We start from the raw sequence: 15,163 nt of genomic DNA on the forward strand, positions 1-15,163 counted from the left end.
GTAGAAATATAAACTTAAACTAAAACTAAAAGAGATTCTATAATACAGGATAACATGTAAGATAAAATGAATCCTTAATTATCTAAGTGCGAGAGTATTGAATAACATGGAATAAACGGATAAGACATAGATTAAATTACAGATGACACTTGTTCGATTCTCCTCACCTCCATGAACTAAACCCTCGAACTTAGAGAAATCTAGGTTCGAGGGTTTTGGAGTTTTTACGGTAAATTACTTTAAATGGAAAACTAGAAATTAACTGTCTATACAATACTATATTTAATAACAAAAGGAGTATATTGGGTGAAAAAGCGTATAGGAGATGCTGCAAATAGATTTGTTAAACAGTATGGAGAGGATGAATACTATACAAAAGGCATACAAAGTAAATTAGAAAGCTGGATATATAATACGAATAAATTAGAGATTCAGGAAATATTTCTTTTACTTTTTGATAATTTTATGTATTTTAATAAGCAAGAAATAAAATCCAATATCCTTAATATGTGGAAACTAATGATAAATGAATTAAATCAAGATATAGATAACTTATGTATAGTTCCTATTGAGGCTACGGATAATAGTCATACTAGTTCAGATGAAATGATAGGTGTTATAAAGGAATTGTTTAGAAGTAGAGAAATTGATATGTATACAGATACCATTTTAACTTCAATAAATGTAATGCCTAAAGATATTAATCAAGTTGCATTATTTGATGATATATCAGGAACAGGAATGACTATAGATAAATTTATTCAACGTAATATTAGCAAGCTAGAAGGTTGTAATGTACATATAAATTTAATTGTAAGTACAGAAGAAGCAAAGAAAAAAATAGAAAGTATTGTAATACCTGCAGGGAAAGTATATGTTAGGTCAAGTATTATAGTAGGACCTGTTTTTAATGAGTTAGAAGTACTAGGTGAAGACTATAGAAATAAAATGTATAAATTCGAAGAAGGATTATGGGGAGAAAAAAGTAAAAATATTTTAGGTTATAATGAATTGTTGATAGGATTTTCACATAATACTCCTAATAATACAATTAGTAGCTTTTGGATAACAGAAGATATAATAAAGAATAAGTGTAGATGGAGTCCGTTATTTGATAGAATGACAAAAAATAGAAGACCCAAGACTTCAGAGGTTAATAGATTAATACAGAAGCAAAAGGAGGATTAGAAAAATTATATGGAATATAGACAGATTTTGATATTAAGCTATTTTCATAGTGTTGGAGGAGGTTATTCTTATAGAGAAATGAAAGATTTATTTGGAATATCGTATAAGCAGATGGATAAAATTATTGATACTTTTATTGAACAGAATTACTTGTGTTTAGAAAAATATTATAAAGTTACACCAAAAGGAATCAATCTTTTACAAGAGTACGGATTTCTTAATATTAATTTACTACAAATGATAGCAGAAGACGAGGTTTTTGGGAAACCTATGAGTATAGATACAGTCTATATACCAAAAAATTTTATGCAAAAATAAATATTTATTTTAAAGATGAATAATAGTATAATAAAAGGAGAGGCAACGATTTCTAGCAACTAGTAGCGAATCGCTACTATAACAAATGTTTCTTAACTGAAACAGTGCTAGCAAAGTACGCTAGCACTGTGCAGTGCTGCCGCACTTGCACTCTCTATTGAAAAGCACAATAGAGAGTATAAAAGAATAAATAACTGCCTTACAAACTTTATAAAAAGGCTTTTATAAAGTTTGTAAACCAGCTTAGTAGAAATTGTTGCCATCATTAAAATGGAGTATATTAAAGAGTTAGAAAAGGGATTAAAAGAGAAGGGATATGGCAAAACTTATATAAATAAGTGTGTGAGGTATTCTGAATCTCTATTAGAGAATAGTTTACCAGTGATTTTTGATAAACAGCACTTAGCAAAACTTTTAGGTATGAATATTAATACCTTAAGTTATTATTTATTAGTAGGAGATTCTTTTTATAAAATTATTCATATACCTAAAAAAAATGGTAATTACCGAAAAATTTCTATGCCTAGTTATAATTTGAAATATATTCAAAGATGGATATTAAATAATATACTTTATAATATACCTGTAAATGACCAATGTATGGGTTTTGTAAAAGGAAGGAGCATTTTGAATAATGCCCAACCCCATATAAATAAAGAATTAGTTATAAATTTAGATATAGAAAAATTCTTTGATACAATAAAGTTTGAGCAAATATTTAGAACTATATACCAGCAAGGGTATACTCGAGAAGTTAGTTTTATTTTAACAAAATTACTTACTCATAAGGGGTATTTACCTCAAGGAAGTCCTGCTAGTCCTTATATGGCAAATTTAGTAGCACAAGGTATAGATAGAAGATTTTATAAGTTATCAAATAAAATCGGGGCAACTTATACCAGATATGCAGATGATATTACTATTTCAGGAAATAGGAAGATATATGGATACATAAAGACGTATATAAAAATACTTAAACAAGAAGGTTTTAGAGTTAATAATGAAAAGTTAAAAATTCAATTTAAGAAATATCGACAAGAAGTTACAGGCCTAATTGTTAATAATGAGAGGGTAACTGTTAAAAAAGAGGTAAAAAGAGATTTAAGAAAACATATTTATTATTGTAGAAAGTTTGGTGTTTATAAACATTTACAAAATACAGGAAATGAATATAAAGCACACTTTAAAGAATATTTATATGGAAAGGCGAGATATATTTATATGATAGAGCCTGCAGAAGGAATAAATTTTTTTAAAGAATTAAGTGAAATAGACTGGGAAAGTTAATAATAAGGTATATTAAAAATACGAGGATAGCTGGTTAAAGCCAAAAGAGTTAAGAAAAGCTGTAACTAAAATAAAACTTTCTAGGATAATATTAATAAGTTTTGAATAGATTTCTTTAGCTATGAAGATAAGAATTACACAATTAGATATAATTATTAGATAATGCGGGAGGCGGATAAGCGGTGACTTATCTCTATTAACTAAACCCCCGAATTTAGAGTAATCTAAATTCGGGGGTTTAGGCATTTTATGAGAAATTACTGAAGAATTTAGTACCAAATGCAAATATCAAATTCTTGTGTAACAGAATGTATGTTGAATAAGGAATATATATTTAGAGAGTAATTAAGATATTTATTTTTTATGCTCATATAATTTTAAGAAGATATAGGAGAATAGTTTATAGTATAGTTAAAAGGGAAAATTCATATCAAGAATTAGAGATCAAGAGAGGCCGTTTTGCTAAGAAATTAGAACTTGGATTTTTTAGGGGTATAAAATATAATCACTATGGAGTAAAAATATTTTAGAAATTTTATTAGGGAGTAATCTTCCTCACGACATATATATAGGTGTAAGAGTAAATCAAACAACTTCCTATGGCAGAATTACCGCAGCATCAACATGACGCGCTGACTGGGCCTGGTAAGTCTCAATCTATTGTTATAGGTACCTCTGGTTCTAAGGAAAAGGTTCGCTTGTGTGCTGCAAGGGAGGCGTCGCTTATAAGTTGCCGAAAAAGCTTTTACACAAAAAATAAAGTTTTAAACCAGAGTCTTAAAGTCTTAGCTTCCTCATACATAAGGGTGCACCGGCTAAGACTTTTAGGAGCTCCTCACTCTTCGTTTAAACTTTTATAACTGGTGCTATGATCCTTAAAAGTGTATGCTCACTGAGGAGCTGTAGTCATGCCTTTTTTGGGAAAGAAGCATCAGTTATAAAAGTGAATAATGAAGTGCTGGAGCACAAAGATGGCCAAGTGAGTGATCGCTTGGCTATTTTTGTGCGTGCACCCAGCGCGGGTACAACCTAATGGATAGCAGTCACTGTTATGATAAACCTCCAATTTTTGAGGTTTACTATTTGCTAAATGATGAACAACTTTTAATTTTTCCTATTCCTTTGTTCGTATTGCCCCTATTTGTGCATTATGTTAATATATTTTCTACCGTGCAAATCATCAGCATGGTTAGATTTTATGATTGGAGAATATTATGAATAAAAGATTAAGACGTCATGTTCACCTTGCACTCGCAAGTCTTATTGCTATAAGTAGCGTTTCTGTAACTTTTGCCTCTGAATTCATTGTTAATGAATCTTTTGATAATATGACTTTAGGAGCTGCCCCAAGTGGTTATGAAGTTTCAGATAGCGTAGCTATTACGACAGTTGATTTAAATAATGATAGAAACTACTGTGTTTACCTCAATGATGGAGAAGGGCAGCTTAAAATGAACAAGCAATTTGCCGCTCAATCAGAGGTAGTGACACTATCTGTTGATTTTATGCAAAACAACCTAGGAAGCGGTACACATATTAATTTAACGGATGGTACAGGTTTACGTGCTGTTCGTCTTGAAACACGTGACAATGGTACTTCTCTTAACTATGTGATGAATGGCACTTATGTTAAAGTTGCTGACATTACGTCAGGCGAGTGGATGACTATTAAAATCGAAGCTAATATAAAAACTCAAACTTTTAATATCTATATTAATGACATTTTGAAAGGCAAAGATATTCCTTTCAAAAACACTGTCTCTGAAATCAGTTATTTCCAAACTCTTACGCCAGCAGATAAAGTAAGTGGACATTATATTGATAACCTGAGCATTTCTGCAAGTAAAGCACCTGTTACGATTCCAGAGGATGCTACTGAAATCAACTTTACAGTAGATGCTAATGGACAAGGTGACTTCAAAACAGTACAAGAAGCAATTGATGCTATTCCTTCGGCTACTACTCTTCCTGCAACCATCCATATTAAAGCTGGAACTTACAAGGAAGTCGTTACGATTCCTAAATCAGTTAAAAATCTTACCCTTATTGGAGAAGGCAGTGAGCAAACGATTTTAACTTATGATAATTATAATGCAAAACTTAAAGAGGATGGCACACCTTATGGTACAGGTGGCAGTGCAAGTACTTTTATTAAAGGCAGTAACATCAGTGTAGAAGAAATTACTTTTGAAAACAGTTTTCAGGAAACTGGGGCAAATGGTGAACAAGCTGTTGCACTTAGTGTTACTGGAAATAATGTTCAGTTTAGAAACTGCCGTTTCCTTGGTAATCAAGATACACTCCTTTTAGATGGTGGTACACAATACTTTACCGATTGTTACATTGAAGGCGATGTAGACTTTATCTTTGGGAGAAGCCAGGCTGTTTTTGAAGACAGTGAAATTCATTCCTTAAATCGAGGCAGTTCATCGAATAATGGTTATATTGTAGCCCCAAGAACAAGTATTGATGAAGCTTATGGATTTGCTTTTATGAATTGCAAACTCACCGCTGAAGAAGGAACAGCAAATAACTCTGTTTACTTAGGTCGTCCTTGGACACCAAGTGGTATGAGTGTAGATAAGCCAAGTGCTGCTTTCATTAATTGCGAAATGAGTGCTCATATTAAGACAGAACCTTGGACGAGTATGTCTGGTACACCAGCTTCTCATGGCCGTTTCTTTGAATACAACAGTAGCGGAGAGGGAGCTGTGATCAATGCCTCAAGACCTCAATTAACAGAAACAGAAGTAGCTAATTGGACCATTACCAATGTCCTTAAAGGATGGGAACCTTCTTTCTCTATTAAAGAAGAAGTGAAACCTGAGGAGCCAGAAGTAACTCCTCCAGTGATTGAAAAAATCTACTTTACTGATGTGACTTCTACTGATGCTTATTATGATGATATTATGTTCCTTGCCAATAATGGTTATGTAGAAGGGGTTGGAAATGGCCAGTTTGCGCCACTTATGGAAATGACACGTTCTCAATTTGCTACTATTTTAGGCCGTGTCCTTAACCTTACAACCTCTAGTACAACAAGTGCTTTTACTGATGTTAAACCAAATGCTTGGTACTTTAATGGAATTCAAGCTTGTTATGAAGCCGGTCTTATCAAAGGGGTAAGTGCCACATCCTTTGCACCAAATGATAAAATTAGTAAACAAGATATGATGCTCCTTCTTTCTAGAGCTATAACTTACCTTAATATACAACTAGATGAAATGCAAAGCGATATTCAGTTCATCGACCAAGCAAATATTTCAGCTTATGCCCTTGATGGCATTAAAATCTGTATTCAGGCAGGTATCTTAAAAAATGAAGGTTACTTCATTCCGAAAAATGTAGTCACAAGAGCTGATATGGCAACTATGTTCGCTAAACTCATCCGTTTAGCCAATTAATATTGGTGATTAAATCAGTTCAGACATAGGCTAAATTAGTAAAAATATGTTATTATCACAAGTAGGATATTAAACTTAAAAGTGTAGAGTGACTGAGCATTTGTTATTAAAAGTGAATAATGAAGTGCTGGAGCACAAAAGTGGAGAATGTCGCAAAACTATGAATTAGTTTCGCGGCATTCTTTTATGTGCGCCAAGCACATTGCCAAGAGCAAGGATGTCCATCGTGAGGTGGAATCTGAAAGAAGTCGAAGTCCTTAATTTCCTTATGGTGTGGGAATGCTCATACCTTAATCATAGAATGAGTCATGGTTGCTTCGATACATATAACGTACATGGATACAATTGTTTATTCTATTAAAGAATGTTCAGAGCGTTATGGTTTGGCATATTCAACAATAGGTAATGAATGTAGGAGATTAATACGAGTTGATATGGAGGAATTTGCTAGTTGGACTATGAAGTTTTATCTTGAGAGAGATATAGAAACATTACATGATCTTATTTGACTATATATTAAAAAAAGTATAATGTTTATTTAGAATTATATTTATTTATATATCAGAAATATAAATTGGAAGATAGAGGTGCCTTATGAAAAAAAGAATTGTTGCGGTAGTAATATCTATAGTACTGGCATTGGGGGTGTCTGGTTGTGGAGGAGGAAACAGTTCCAATAAAACATTGTATGAGCAGGGACTTGAGGTGATTTCCTTAATGGAGGAAATGGCAAGCAGTGATACATACTTGAAAATATATTCTGTGAGTAGCGAAATACAGGATATAATGAGAACTGCAGGAGAAGGAGATTTTTCTGAGCCAAAAGCTATTTACAGGGTTGCAACTTCAGAAGAAACTCTTTTAGGATTGGCGGAGATAGCAGGTAGTGAAGCACCAGAGGGTTTGTCTGATACATTGAAAGACTATGTGCAATCGAGAATGAATGGCGCAATTATTAACCAGATCAATGCGATGGGAGGAGCAACGACGCTGGCAGCTGCAAACATTTGTACGGGTGGAAAAACTTTTGTAAGTGATGAATTGACCGAAGATGTAATTTATCTTTACACATATGAAAGTGCTGTGCCAGTAGCAATTTCGTTTGCTGTAGGAGAAGATGGGGCAGTTTCAGCGACCGGTAATTTTATTTTGTATGAAGGTTTTAATGTGGATACAGAACAGGACATAAAAGATTTTTTTGAAGAATTTTCGGTTAAGGTTGAAGCTATAGCAAAGTAACAAATTTCAGTTTATCAAATTTAATAGATGATTTAGGAAATAAAGAAATTAGAGTTTGAAGTTTTTAGACATTATACATTTTACTGGTATAAAGTATGCTGATAAGAAGAGATGAAATTGAGTAAGTAAGAAGCTCACTTCATTCTAATTTATATTTCTATAAAATAGTTATTTATTTGGTGGAGATTCTTACTTATAAGAAGGGTCGGTATTAGATATGTTAATAACAAAGAGACCCTGGTATTTATGGGCAATATCAATTTTTTTGATATTTATGTACAGTATGGGGATATATGATTTTTTTTATGATACTTTCACACAATAGTATTTACTATGCTTCAAAGGGATTTGTAGAAGCAGTTATAAGTTATTTTACAAATTACCCATTTTATATTATGATTTTTTGGATTGCAAATTTAACTGATTATTAAACCAGTTAACGTAGTCAGCTAACTCGTATTGTAATTCCTCTAGAGATTCAAAACGTTGATTTCTCACAAAATCTGTTTTAATCACCTTAAAAGTAGCCTCTGCAACAGCATTGTCATAAGGGCATCCTTTCATACTTAATGATCGCTCAATGTCAAATGTGTGTAATACGTTGTCTATCGACTGATTTTTAAATTCATTACCTCTATCAGTATGAAAATATTAATTTTAGAGAGATTAATATTCACCTGTATAAGTACGACGTGGTTTCTTTTGGTTTTTGGGTGGTCATGATGATCTCCTCCGATAGTATATAGTCTTTATTCTACATGACCTTAAGAAAACTGTCCAATTAAGTGTAACCTATCCATTTTGTTATTTTTGATTCCAAAAGAATAGTTTTAGATAAGATCAGGTATAAATACTTAATCATTATTTTAATGGCACAAAACTACAAAATGTAACAAGTGTAAAGTGATATACTACTATAAGTAGCTTAGCTATAAGAATAGATATTTGTTTAGTGGAGATTATTTATATAATTAAGAGGAGACTAAAAATGAATAAGTATGAAGAAGGATTACAGCTAATTGAAGAGACGTTTGGAAATGGCAAAGACAATAATATTTCTCTTGCAACTGTGGCACGAGAGTTAGGAACCGACGAAAATCCTATACCAGTTGTTCGTATTGTGGATGCGTATTACGAAAATTGTACTTTTTATGTTGTTACATATGCAAAATCAAACAAAATGCTGCAAATCGAACAAAACCCTCAAGTATCAATTGCCAGTTGCTTAGAAATGTTTACTGCTACTGGAGTAGCTAAAAACCTTGGTTGGGTGCTTGACCCAAAAAATGCTGAGATTAGAAGCAAACTTCGTACAGCTTTCGCTGCATGGTATGATATGGCAAACAATGAGGATGATGAAAATTGTTGTATTTTAGCAATCCGTCTAGCAAAGGGAACATTAAACGTAAACCATTGGGAAAAATTATATCATATGGATTTTGTTAACAAGGTAGATATGGAGAGTGGAGGAATTTTTTAAGCCATTATATCACTTTAAATGTCATTTTAAAGTTTACAACTTTTATAGCATCGTACCTAATGAACAAAACACCAAGTTAGTAGTGAAGTACCTACTCGATAAAATAGTTATTTAGAGTAATAAGTAGAAGAACAGTTTTAGCAGGACCAGGTGCAATCTTGGTTCTGTTTTTGTATAATAGAGAAAATATATATTTTATAGAATTATAAAATTGAATTTGCGAGGTGAAGAGATATAGCTTCAAACAAAGAATGAAAAACTGGAATTTTTAAGGAGGTGTTTTATTATGAAATATAATAAAACAATAATATTAAAGAACGGCAAGGAATGCTGTTTGAGAAATGGAATTGAAAGTGATGGACAGGCTGTATTCGAGAATTTTAATTTGACGCATATGCAAACCGATTATTTGCTTTCATATCCAGATGAAAATAGTTTTGATGTGACACAGGAAAGCCGATTTTTGAAAGAAAAATCTGAGAGTGAAAATGAGATTGAGATAATTGCCATGGTTGACAATGTAGTTGTCGGGACTGCTGGAATTGAAGCGGTAGGCACTAAATATAAGGTGCGACATCGTGCTGAATTTGGTATTAGTGTTGCCAAAGAGTTTTGGGGAATCGGGATTGGACGAGCGTTAATGGATGCATGTATTGAATGTGCAAGGGATGCTGGATATATGCAACTTGAGCTTAATGTAGTTACTGAAAATGTAAGAGCCATATCAATGTATGAAAGAGCAGGATTTACTGAATATGGCAGAAATCCTAGGGGCTTTAATTCTCGTAAGACAGGATTTCAGGAAGTTATTTATATGAGATTAGAATTGTAATGAAAATATATTGAACAGACAAATCCCAGTTTATAGTAATAAATAGCTATTAAACTACCAATTAAAAAGATAGTTCGTTTAAAAGTTAGATTATAGAGCTACACTCTAGCATAAGGAGTGTGGTTTTTAATGCGTAGAGGTAGTAATAATTTAAAGCAGTAGCGGATAAATTTTTTAGTAAAATGGTGTTTAGTTAAAAGTGGTTGAAAATATTATAAATATAATATAAAATTAATAAAAATGTTGCATATACGGGAAATAATATGAATTGTCCGAGATATAAAAGTGAAGATTTAACTGTAATTAATGAGGTACACTCTAAAGGAGCTAAGTTTTGGAAATTATGCTTATGTGGATTTCTAGGACTTTGTGGTACGGGTAAAACGACTAATGAGCAGTACTGGGTATGCAAGAATTGTGGCAACAAATTTAAGGTATAAAAATGAGCAAAGGGGACAAAGTTTTGATGATATAAATAGAAAGTTGATTAGTGGATAATCTTGAATTTGTGGAGGAGAAATGGAAATGAAAGATGTTTATGAAGTATGCCCTCAATTTGAAAATGAACGCTTTTTATTGCGATTCCTTTCAGCAAATGATGCGCAGGATTTATTAAAGGTATATTCAGATAAAAAAGCAGTTCCCTTATTTAATTGCGATGGTTGTTTCGGTGATTTTTACTTTACGTCCTTGGAAACAATGCAAAACGTTATTGCAGCCTGGCAAGTGGAATATCAAAAAAAAGGCTTTGTACGTTGGTCGATTATAGACAAATGCAAAGCAGAAGTGATTGGGACAATTGAATTATTTCATAGAAACGCTGAGGATTATTTTACTGAATGTGGTTTGTTGCGTCTCGATCTTAGAAGTGATTATGAGACTGCAAGTGAAATAGAGCGTATCTTATCACTCATTGTTCCACCAGCATTTGAAATGTTCACATGTGACAAAGTAGCAACAAAAGTGATACCAGAAGCAGGCGAGAGGAAAAAGGCATTGCTAAAAATGAATTTTGTTTTATCAAGCGAGCAATTAGTAGGGCATGATGGTACAAAATACAATGATTACTTTGTACTATGTAAATAGGAGGATGATCCCAATTTAACAGATAAGAAGTTTCCAGGAAATCCTACTAGGTCCTATCGTACGAGAGAGCCACTGCGAGTAATTGGAGAAGTTTTGAATTGGGAAGGCCATTCTGAAGCGTTACTTCAAAATATGCGTGAGAATCTTAGGAAAATAGAAAAGCTTGGTATAGAAGCAATCAATGATTGAGGTACATATAATGCTATTTATTAATTATCTCTTTAAACCTAAAAAGAGATAAGAACACAATCTGATCAAGAACAAAAAGAAAGGCATCAAGTAGCTTAGGGGCTCTGCTTGATGCCTTTTAATCATGGTCTTCTAAAACCTAGTAGCTACTCACTGCCAAAGATAAGCTCATGAAAGGACTAAGCTATGTTCAAAACCAAAGAAAAAGGTAAGACAATCGAGTTCAATACATATCAAACAGATTATTTACAAGGCTTTTTATCAAATTCAGGATTAAAAGCATAAAAGTTTTTGCTGTCTAATTCTTCTTGCATAAGTCTTAGCGCTTCGCCAAAACGTTGATAGTGGGTGATTTCTCTAGAACGTAAAAATCTAAGTGGGTCACAGATTTCTGGATCTTTGATTAAACGAAGTAAGTTATCATAAGTTGTTCTTGCTTTTTGTTCTGCTGCTAAATCTTCATGTAAATCCGTAATGGCATCGCCTTTGGATTGAAAAGTCATAACGCTATAAGGCGTACCAGATGCAGCTACAGGATAGACACCTGTTGTATGATCGATATAATAAGGTGCAAAACCAGATGCTTGCACTTCTTCAGGTGTTAAATCTTTGGTGAGTTGATAAACCATAGCGCTAATCATTTCCATATGAGCTAGTTCTTCTGTACCAATGTCAGTTAACAGTCCAGCAATTTTGCGACTAGGCATAGTATAACGTTGGGATAAATAACGTAAAGAGGCACCAAGTTCTCCATCAGGACCACCATATTGTGAGATGATGAGCTGAGCTATTTTAGGGTTTGTTGTTGTAATCTTAACAGGGTATTGTAATCTTTTTTCATAATGCCACATATTAATTTGCCTCTCTTTCCCATGGCCATGGTGTTTCGCCCCAAGTCCATCCGTTAGTTACATTTACATCATCTGATGTTAAAGGTCCAAAGTAAGTTGTATATTCTTTTGTTGCTTGATTCATAAGTTGTTGATATTGTTTATAATGCTCTAATGCCTGTTGATTGCGAGGATGTGTGTCTAAAAAAAGGACAGCATCGAACATATTAAATCCTAGGATTCTGATTAAATCTAATAATTCGTTAGCGTTATTGTTTGTCATTATTTACACTCCTTTGCACAATTAAATGGAAGATCTAGTTCTTTAAAAATAGTGCCTCTTTGGAAGGCTTCGGCAGGTTCATATAAATTTCTCCATTGTTGAAAAGGGACATAGGCCATAGCAATAGGCATATTGTCTATACACTCGGTATAAGCTTTTTCTATATCTAAATGATTACCATAACTCATTTGAGGAATCATATTTTGCATATTTCTTGAATTCATAGGACTTCTAGAATAATTTCTATTGTTGAGCATCTAAAATTACCTCCTAAACGACTAATTGACACCTAAATATTCTAAAAATTTACTTGGTTCTTTCATAGTATATTAATAGGGACTTAAAAAGTTTCAATTATTTTAAAAAAATGTAAAAAATAAATTTTATGTAAGAAAATAGTAACATTATAACGGAAAATCATTATTATAGGAATAAGAAAGATTTTTATGTAATTCAAGGAGAGAGAAATATGAACGTATTATTATCGCTTACACAATTAAAAGAAGGGCAGACTGGAAAAGTAAAAACATTATATACAACAGGTAGTATGAGGCGCCGTCTGCAAGATTTAGGCATTGTAGAAGGAACGACTATAGAGTGTCTTCAAAAGAGTCCAAGTGGGGATCCTGTTGCTTATAAAATAAGGGGTACTATTATTGCATTAAGATCAGAAGATGCGAATAAGATTATAATAACGCATTAATAAAGTAACTGTGTCTTGTAAAGAGCGCTATTAATAAAAGGCTTTTAGTAAGGCATAAGTAAAGGAGGCAAGATGACACATTGTCCTATACAGGAAATAGAACCTAATGCGTATAGAGTGGCATTAGCAGGTAACCCTAACGTAGGTAAAAGTACAGTATTTAATGGCTTAACAGGCCTAAAGCAACATACGGGAAATTGGCCAGGTAAAACGGTTACTTATGCGGAAGGGCAGTATAGTTACTTGGGTAAAGTTTATAACTTAATAGATCTGCCAGGGACTTATTCCCTTATGGCACACTCTAAAGAGGAAGAAGTGGCAAGAGATTTTCTTTGTTTAAAAGAGCCAGATGCGATTATTGTGGTGTGTGATGCCACCTATTTAGAAAGAAATCTTAATCTTACTTTGCAAATCTTAGAAATTTCAAGTAAGGTTGTTATTTGTGTTAATTTATTAGATGAGGCAGAGAAAAAGAACATCCAAGTAGACCTTGATAAGCTCTCTAAAATTTTAGGAGTACCTGTAGTAGGTACAACTGCTAGGAGCATGAAAGGACTTGAAAGACTTATACAGGAGGTAAGTATTCAAATAAGTAAAAAAGAAGAATCCCTGCCTATTAAGGTCAACTATATACCAAGTATAGAAAGAGCCATTGCTTGTATTCAGCCTTTGATAGCACTAGGTGATACCTTACCAGCACCAGCTAGATGGTTTGCTATTAGACTACTAGAGGATTCAGAGACCTTTTTACCACTGATTGCACCTTATTTAAAAGAAGAGTATTGTCAGATCCCACAACTTGAAGCAAAGCTGGAAGAAGCTAAAAGTCTTTTATGTGAGGAGCAGATTTCAACGCAGGAGCTCAAGGATCAGATTGTTATTTCACTGATAGCTACAGCAGAAGCCATTGCACATCAAGTGGTAAAATATCATTTAAAGGCGCGCTATAAAGATGATAGAAAAATTGACAAGATTTTAACCAGTAAATATACCGGCATTCCTATTATGCTCCTTTTATTAGGCATTATCTTTTGGATTACTTTATTTGGAGCCAATTACGTTTCAGATATATTATTTGGTTTTTTTTATAGGTTAGAAGTTCACCTTTTAAATGTTCTTCAGATATGTGGAAGCCCTATGTGGCTGGAGGAAGTGCTGATTAACGGGATATATCGCGTACTGACCTGGGTTATTTCGGTTATGTTGCCACCTATGGCCATCTTCTTTCCTCTATTTACATATCTGGAAGACTTGGGTTATTTACCAAGAGTGGCATTTAACTTAGATAAACCCTTTAAAAAGTGTTGTGCTTGTGGCAAGCAAGCCCTTACCATGTGTATGGGATTTGGTTGTAATGCAGTTGGTGTTGAAGGTTGCCGTATTATTGACTCACCAAGGGAACGCCTGATAGCAATTTTGACCAATAGTTTTGTACCCTGTAATGGGCGGTTTCCGACACTTATTATTATCATTAGCATGTTTTTTGTAGGTTCAGGGGTGTCACCCTTTACTTCACTGCTGTCTACCATACTACTGATGGCGATTATTATATTAGGAATCCTGTTAACTTTTGCAACCTCCTGGGTACTTTCCAAAACCATACTGAAGGGGATTCCCTCTGCCTTCACCTTAGAACTCCCACCCTATAGAAAACCACAAATAGGTAAGATTCTTATTCGTTCCTTTCTTGATCGTACCTTGTTTGTTTTAAAAAGGGCAGTGCTAGTAGCAGCACCAGCGGGACTTGTGATATGGATCCTAGCTAATGTTACTATTGGGGATACAACACTGATTACTTACTTTGCAGATTTTCTAAATCCCTTTGCAGAAGCTATAGGCCTAGATGGCATTATACTTATGGCATTTATTTTAGGGTTACCAGCTAATGAGATTGTACTCCCTATTATGATTATGGCATATATGTCCACAGGGCATATTGTAACCCTACATGAAACTGCTGAAATTAAGGCACTACTTATTAGTAATGGTTGGACACCTATTAAGGCCCTATGTACCCTACTGTTTTTCCTGATGCACTGGCCTTGTTCAACTACACTTTTGACTATAAAAAAAGAAACGCAAAGTTTAAAATGGGCAGCAATCGGCTTTTTATTACCCACAGCAATGGGCATGTTGCTTTGCTTTTTAATTGCCAATATGAGTAGAGTTTTCTTTTGAAGTTTGCAAAACCCTTGAACATAGAAAAATCTAGGTTTGGGGGTTTTGGAGTTTATAGAGAAATTTACTATATCCATCAATATAATTTCTTTCATAAGGAGTTTAATATGAAGTATAGGTTGTTAAAAGTGAATAATGAAATGCTG

At 33.4% G+C, this 15,163-nt stretch carries 15 protein-coding genes and 2 pseudogenes; 13 read left to right on the top strand and 4 right to left on the bottom strand.

Annotated features, from left to right (window positions below; genetic code table 11):
- Nucleotides 1-306 precede the first annotated feature (306 nt).
- From QTL86_RS03610 to QTL86_RS03635, 6 genes are all read left to right on the top strand, one after another.
- The gene (locus QTL86_RS03610; RefSeq protein WP_410496512.1) at nucleotides 307-1,188 is read left to right on the top strand and encodes a hypothetical protein; all 882 of its coding nucleotides are present in this window, start codon (nucleotides 307-309) and stop codon (nucleotides 1,186-1,188) included.
- A 9-nt stretch (nucleotides 1,189-1,197) separates the two neighbouring features.
- The gene (locus QTL86_RS03615) at nucleotides 1,198-1,506 is read left to right on the top strand and encodes a hypothetical protein (protein ID WP_410496513.1); all 309 of its coding nucleotides are present in this window, start codon (nucleotides 1,198-1,200) and stop codon (nucleotides 1,504-1,506) included.
- Nucleotides 1,507-1,887: 381 nt separating this feature from the next.
- Nucleotides 1,888-2,793, top strand: a complete 906-nt coding sequence (locus QTL86_RS03620) for a reverse transcriptase family protein (protein ID WP_410496514.1) — start codon at nucleotides 1,888-1,890, stop codon at nucleotides 2,791-2,793.
- 1,214 nt (nucleotides 2,794-4,007) lie between these two features.
- Nucleotides 4,008-6,197, top strand: a complete 2,190-nt coding sequence (locus QTL86_RS03625) for a pectinesterase family protein (RefSeq protein WP_410496515.1) — start codon at nucleotides 4,008-4,010, stop codon at nucleotides 6,195-6,197.
- A 335-nt stretch (nucleotides 6,198-6,532) separates the two neighbouring features.
- Nucleotides 6,533-6,706, top strand: coding sequence for a hypothetical protein (locus QTL86_RS03630; protein ID WP_410496516.1), 174 nt, complete (start codon nucleotides 6,533-6,535; stop codon nucleotides 6,704-6,706).
- 85 nt (nucleotides 6,707-6,791) lie between these two features.
- The gene (locus tag QTL86_RS03635; RefSeq protein WP_410496517.1) at nucleotides 6,792-7,436 is read left to right on the top strand and encodes a hypothetical protein; all 645 of its coding nucleotides are present in this window, start codon (nucleotides 6,792-6,794) and stop codon (nucleotides 7,434-7,436) included.
- Between the two features lie 393 nt (nucleotides 7,437-7,829).
- On the opposite strand, the pseudogene QTL86_RS03640 reads toward QTL86_RS03635, so the two are convergent.
- Nucleotides 7,830-8,084 (bottom strand): annotated as a pseudogene (locus QTL86_RS03640) (IS3 family transposase); the annotation flags it as partial.
- A 340-nt stretch (nucleotides 8,085-8,424) separates the two neighbouring features.
- On the opposite strand from QTL86_RS03640, the gene QTL86_RS03645 reads away from it, so the two are divergent.
- The 5 genes and pseudogenes from QTL86_RS03645 to QTL86_RS03665 form a co-directional block, all read left to right on the top strand.
- Nucleotides 8,425-8,916 (top strand): pyridoxamine 5'-phosphate oxidase family protein, encoded by a 492-nt coding sequence (locus QTL86_RS03645; protein WP_410496518.1) that lies wholly within the window; start codon nucleotides 8,425-8,427, stop codon nucleotides 8,914-8,916.
- Nucleotides 8,917-9,202: 286 nt separating this feature from the next.
- Nucleotides 9,203-9,748 (top strand): GNAT family N-acetyltransferase, encoded by a 546-nt coding sequence (locus tag QTL86_RS03650; protein WP_013657787.1) that lies wholly within the window; start codon nucleotides 9,203-9,205, stop codon nucleotides 9,746-9,748.
- A 263-nt stretch (nucleotides 9,749-10,011) separates the two neighbouring features.
- Nucleotides 10,012-10,188: a hypothetical protein gene (locus tag QTL86_RS03655; protein WP_410496519.1), complete on the top strand. Its 177-nt coding sequence runs from the start codon at nucleotides 10,012-10,014 to the stop codon at nucleotides 10,186-10,188.
- Between the two features lie 85 nt (nucleotides 10,189-10,273).
- Nucleotides 10,274-10,834 (top strand): GNAT family N-acetyltransferase, encoded by a 561-nt coding sequence (locus QTL86_RS03660; protein WP_410496520.1) that lies wholly within the window; start codon nucleotides 10,274-10,276, stop codon nucleotides 10,832-10,834.
- A pseudogene (locus QTL86_RS03665) lies at nucleotides 10,835-10,952 on the top strand (NAD(+)--rifampin ADP-ribosyltransferase); the annotation flags it as partial.
- A 313-nt stretch (nucleotides 10,953-11,265) separates the two neighbouring features.
- On the opposite strand, the gene QTL86_RS03670 reads toward QTL86_RS03665, so the two are convergent.
- The 3 genes from QTL86_RS03670 to QTL86_RS03680 are packed head-to-tail and all read right to left on the bottom strand — an operon-like array spanning nucleotide 11,266 to nucleotide 12,393.
- Nucleotides 11,266-11,874, bottom strand: a complete 609-nt coding sequence (locus QTL86_RS03670; RefSeq protein ID WP_410496521.1) for a manganese catalase family protein — start codon at nucleotides 11,872-11,874, stop codon at nucleotides 11,266-11,268.
- Between the two features lies 1 nt (nucleotide 11,875).
- Nucleotides 11,876-12,136 carry a spore coat protein CotJB gene (locus QTL86_RS03675; protein WP_127067140.1) on the bottom strand — a complete coding sequence of 87 codons (261 nt, stop codon included), beginning with the start codon at nucleotides 12,134-12,136 and terminating at the stop codon, nucleotides 11,876-11,878.
- The gene (locus QTL86_RS03680) at nucleotides 12,136-12,393 is read right to left on the bottom strand and encodes a spore coat associated protein CotJA (RefSeq protein WP_127067139.1); all 258 of its coding nucleotides are present in this window, start codon (nucleotides 12,391-12,393) and stop codon (nucleotides 12,136-12,138) included. Before QTL86_RS03680 ends, QTL86_RS03675 begins: the two co-directional genes overlap by 1 nt.
- A 212-nt stretch (nucleotides 12,394-12,605) precedes the next feature.
- On the opposite strand from QTL86_RS03680, the gene QTL86_RS03685 reads away from it, so the two are divergent.
- Nucleotides 12,606-12,839: a ferrous iron transport protein A gene (locus QTL86_RS03685; protein WP_013657713.1), complete on the top strand. Its 234-nt coding sequence runs from the start codon at nucleotides 12,606-12,608 to the stop codon at nucleotides 12,837-12,839.
- A gap of 72 nt (nucleotides 12,840-12,911) precedes the next feature.
- Entirely contained in the window at nucleotides 12,912-15,017 is a 2,106-nt protein-coding gene (gene feoB, locus QTL86_RS03690) for a ferrous iron transport protein B (protein WP_410496522.1), read from the top strand.
- Nucleotides 15,018-15,163 lie beyond the last annotated feature (146 nt).

The organism is Cellulosilyticum sp. ST5 (assembly GCF_046529625.1).
GTDB lineage: Bacteria > Bacillota > Clostridia > Lachnospirales > Cellulosilyticaceae > Cellulosilyticum > Cellulosilyticum lentocellum.

Excerpts from the sequence above, each read along its gene's own strand:
- QTL86_RS03675 (WP_127067140.1), bottom strand. The coding sequence starts at position 12,136 with ATGACAAACAATAACGCTAACGAATTATTAGATTTAATCAGAATCCTA.
- QTL86_RS03680 (WP_127067139.1), bottom strand. The coding sequence starts at position 12,393 with ATGCTCAACAATAGAAATTATTCTAGAAGTCCTATGAATTCAAGAAAT.
- QTL86_RS03650 (WP_013657787.1), top strand. The coding sequence starts at position 9,203 with ATGAAATATAATAAAACAATAATATTAAAGAACGGCAAGGAATGCTGT.
- QTL86_RS03655 (WP_410496519.1), top strand. The coding sequence starts at position 10,012 with ATGAATTGTCCGAGATATAAAAGTGAAGATTTAACTGTAATTAATGAG.
- QTL86_RS03685 (WP_013657713.1), top strand. The coding sequence starts at position 12,606 with ATGAACGTATTATTATCGCTTACACAATTAAAAGAAGGGCAGACTGGA.
- feoB (WP_410496522.1), top strand. The coding sequence starts at position 12,912 with ATGACACATTGTCCTATACAGGAAATAGAACCTAATGCGTATAGAGTG.
- QTL86_RS03670 (WP_410496521.1), bottom strand. The coding sequence starts at position 11,874 with ATGTGGCATTATGAAAAAAGATTACAATACCCTGTTAAGATTACAACA.
- QTL86_RS03615 (WP_410496513.1), top strand. The coding sequence starts at position 1,198 with ATGGAATATAGACAGATTTTGATATTAAGCTATTTTCATAGTGTTGGA.
- QTL86_RS03625 (WP_410496515.1), top strand. The coding sequence starts at position 4,008 with ATGAATAAAAGATTAAGACGTCATGTTCACCTTGCACTCGCAAGTCTT.
- QTL86_RS03660 (WP_410496520.1), top strand. The coding sequence starts at position 10,274 with ATGAAAGATGTTTATGAAGTATGCCCTCAATTTGAAAATGAACGCTTT.
- QTL86_RS03635 (WP_410496517.1), top strand. The coding sequence starts at position 6,792 with ATGAAAAAAAGAATTGTTGCGGTAGTAATATCTATAGTACTGGCATTG.
- QTL86_RS03645 (WP_410496518.1), top strand. The coding sequence starts at position 8,425 with ATGAATAAGTATGAAGAAGGATTACAGCTAATTGAAGAGACGTTTGGA.
- QTL86_RS03630 (WP_410496516.1), top strand. The coding sequence starts at position 6,533 with ATGGATACAATTGTTTATTCTATTAAAGAATGTTCAGAGCGTTATGGT.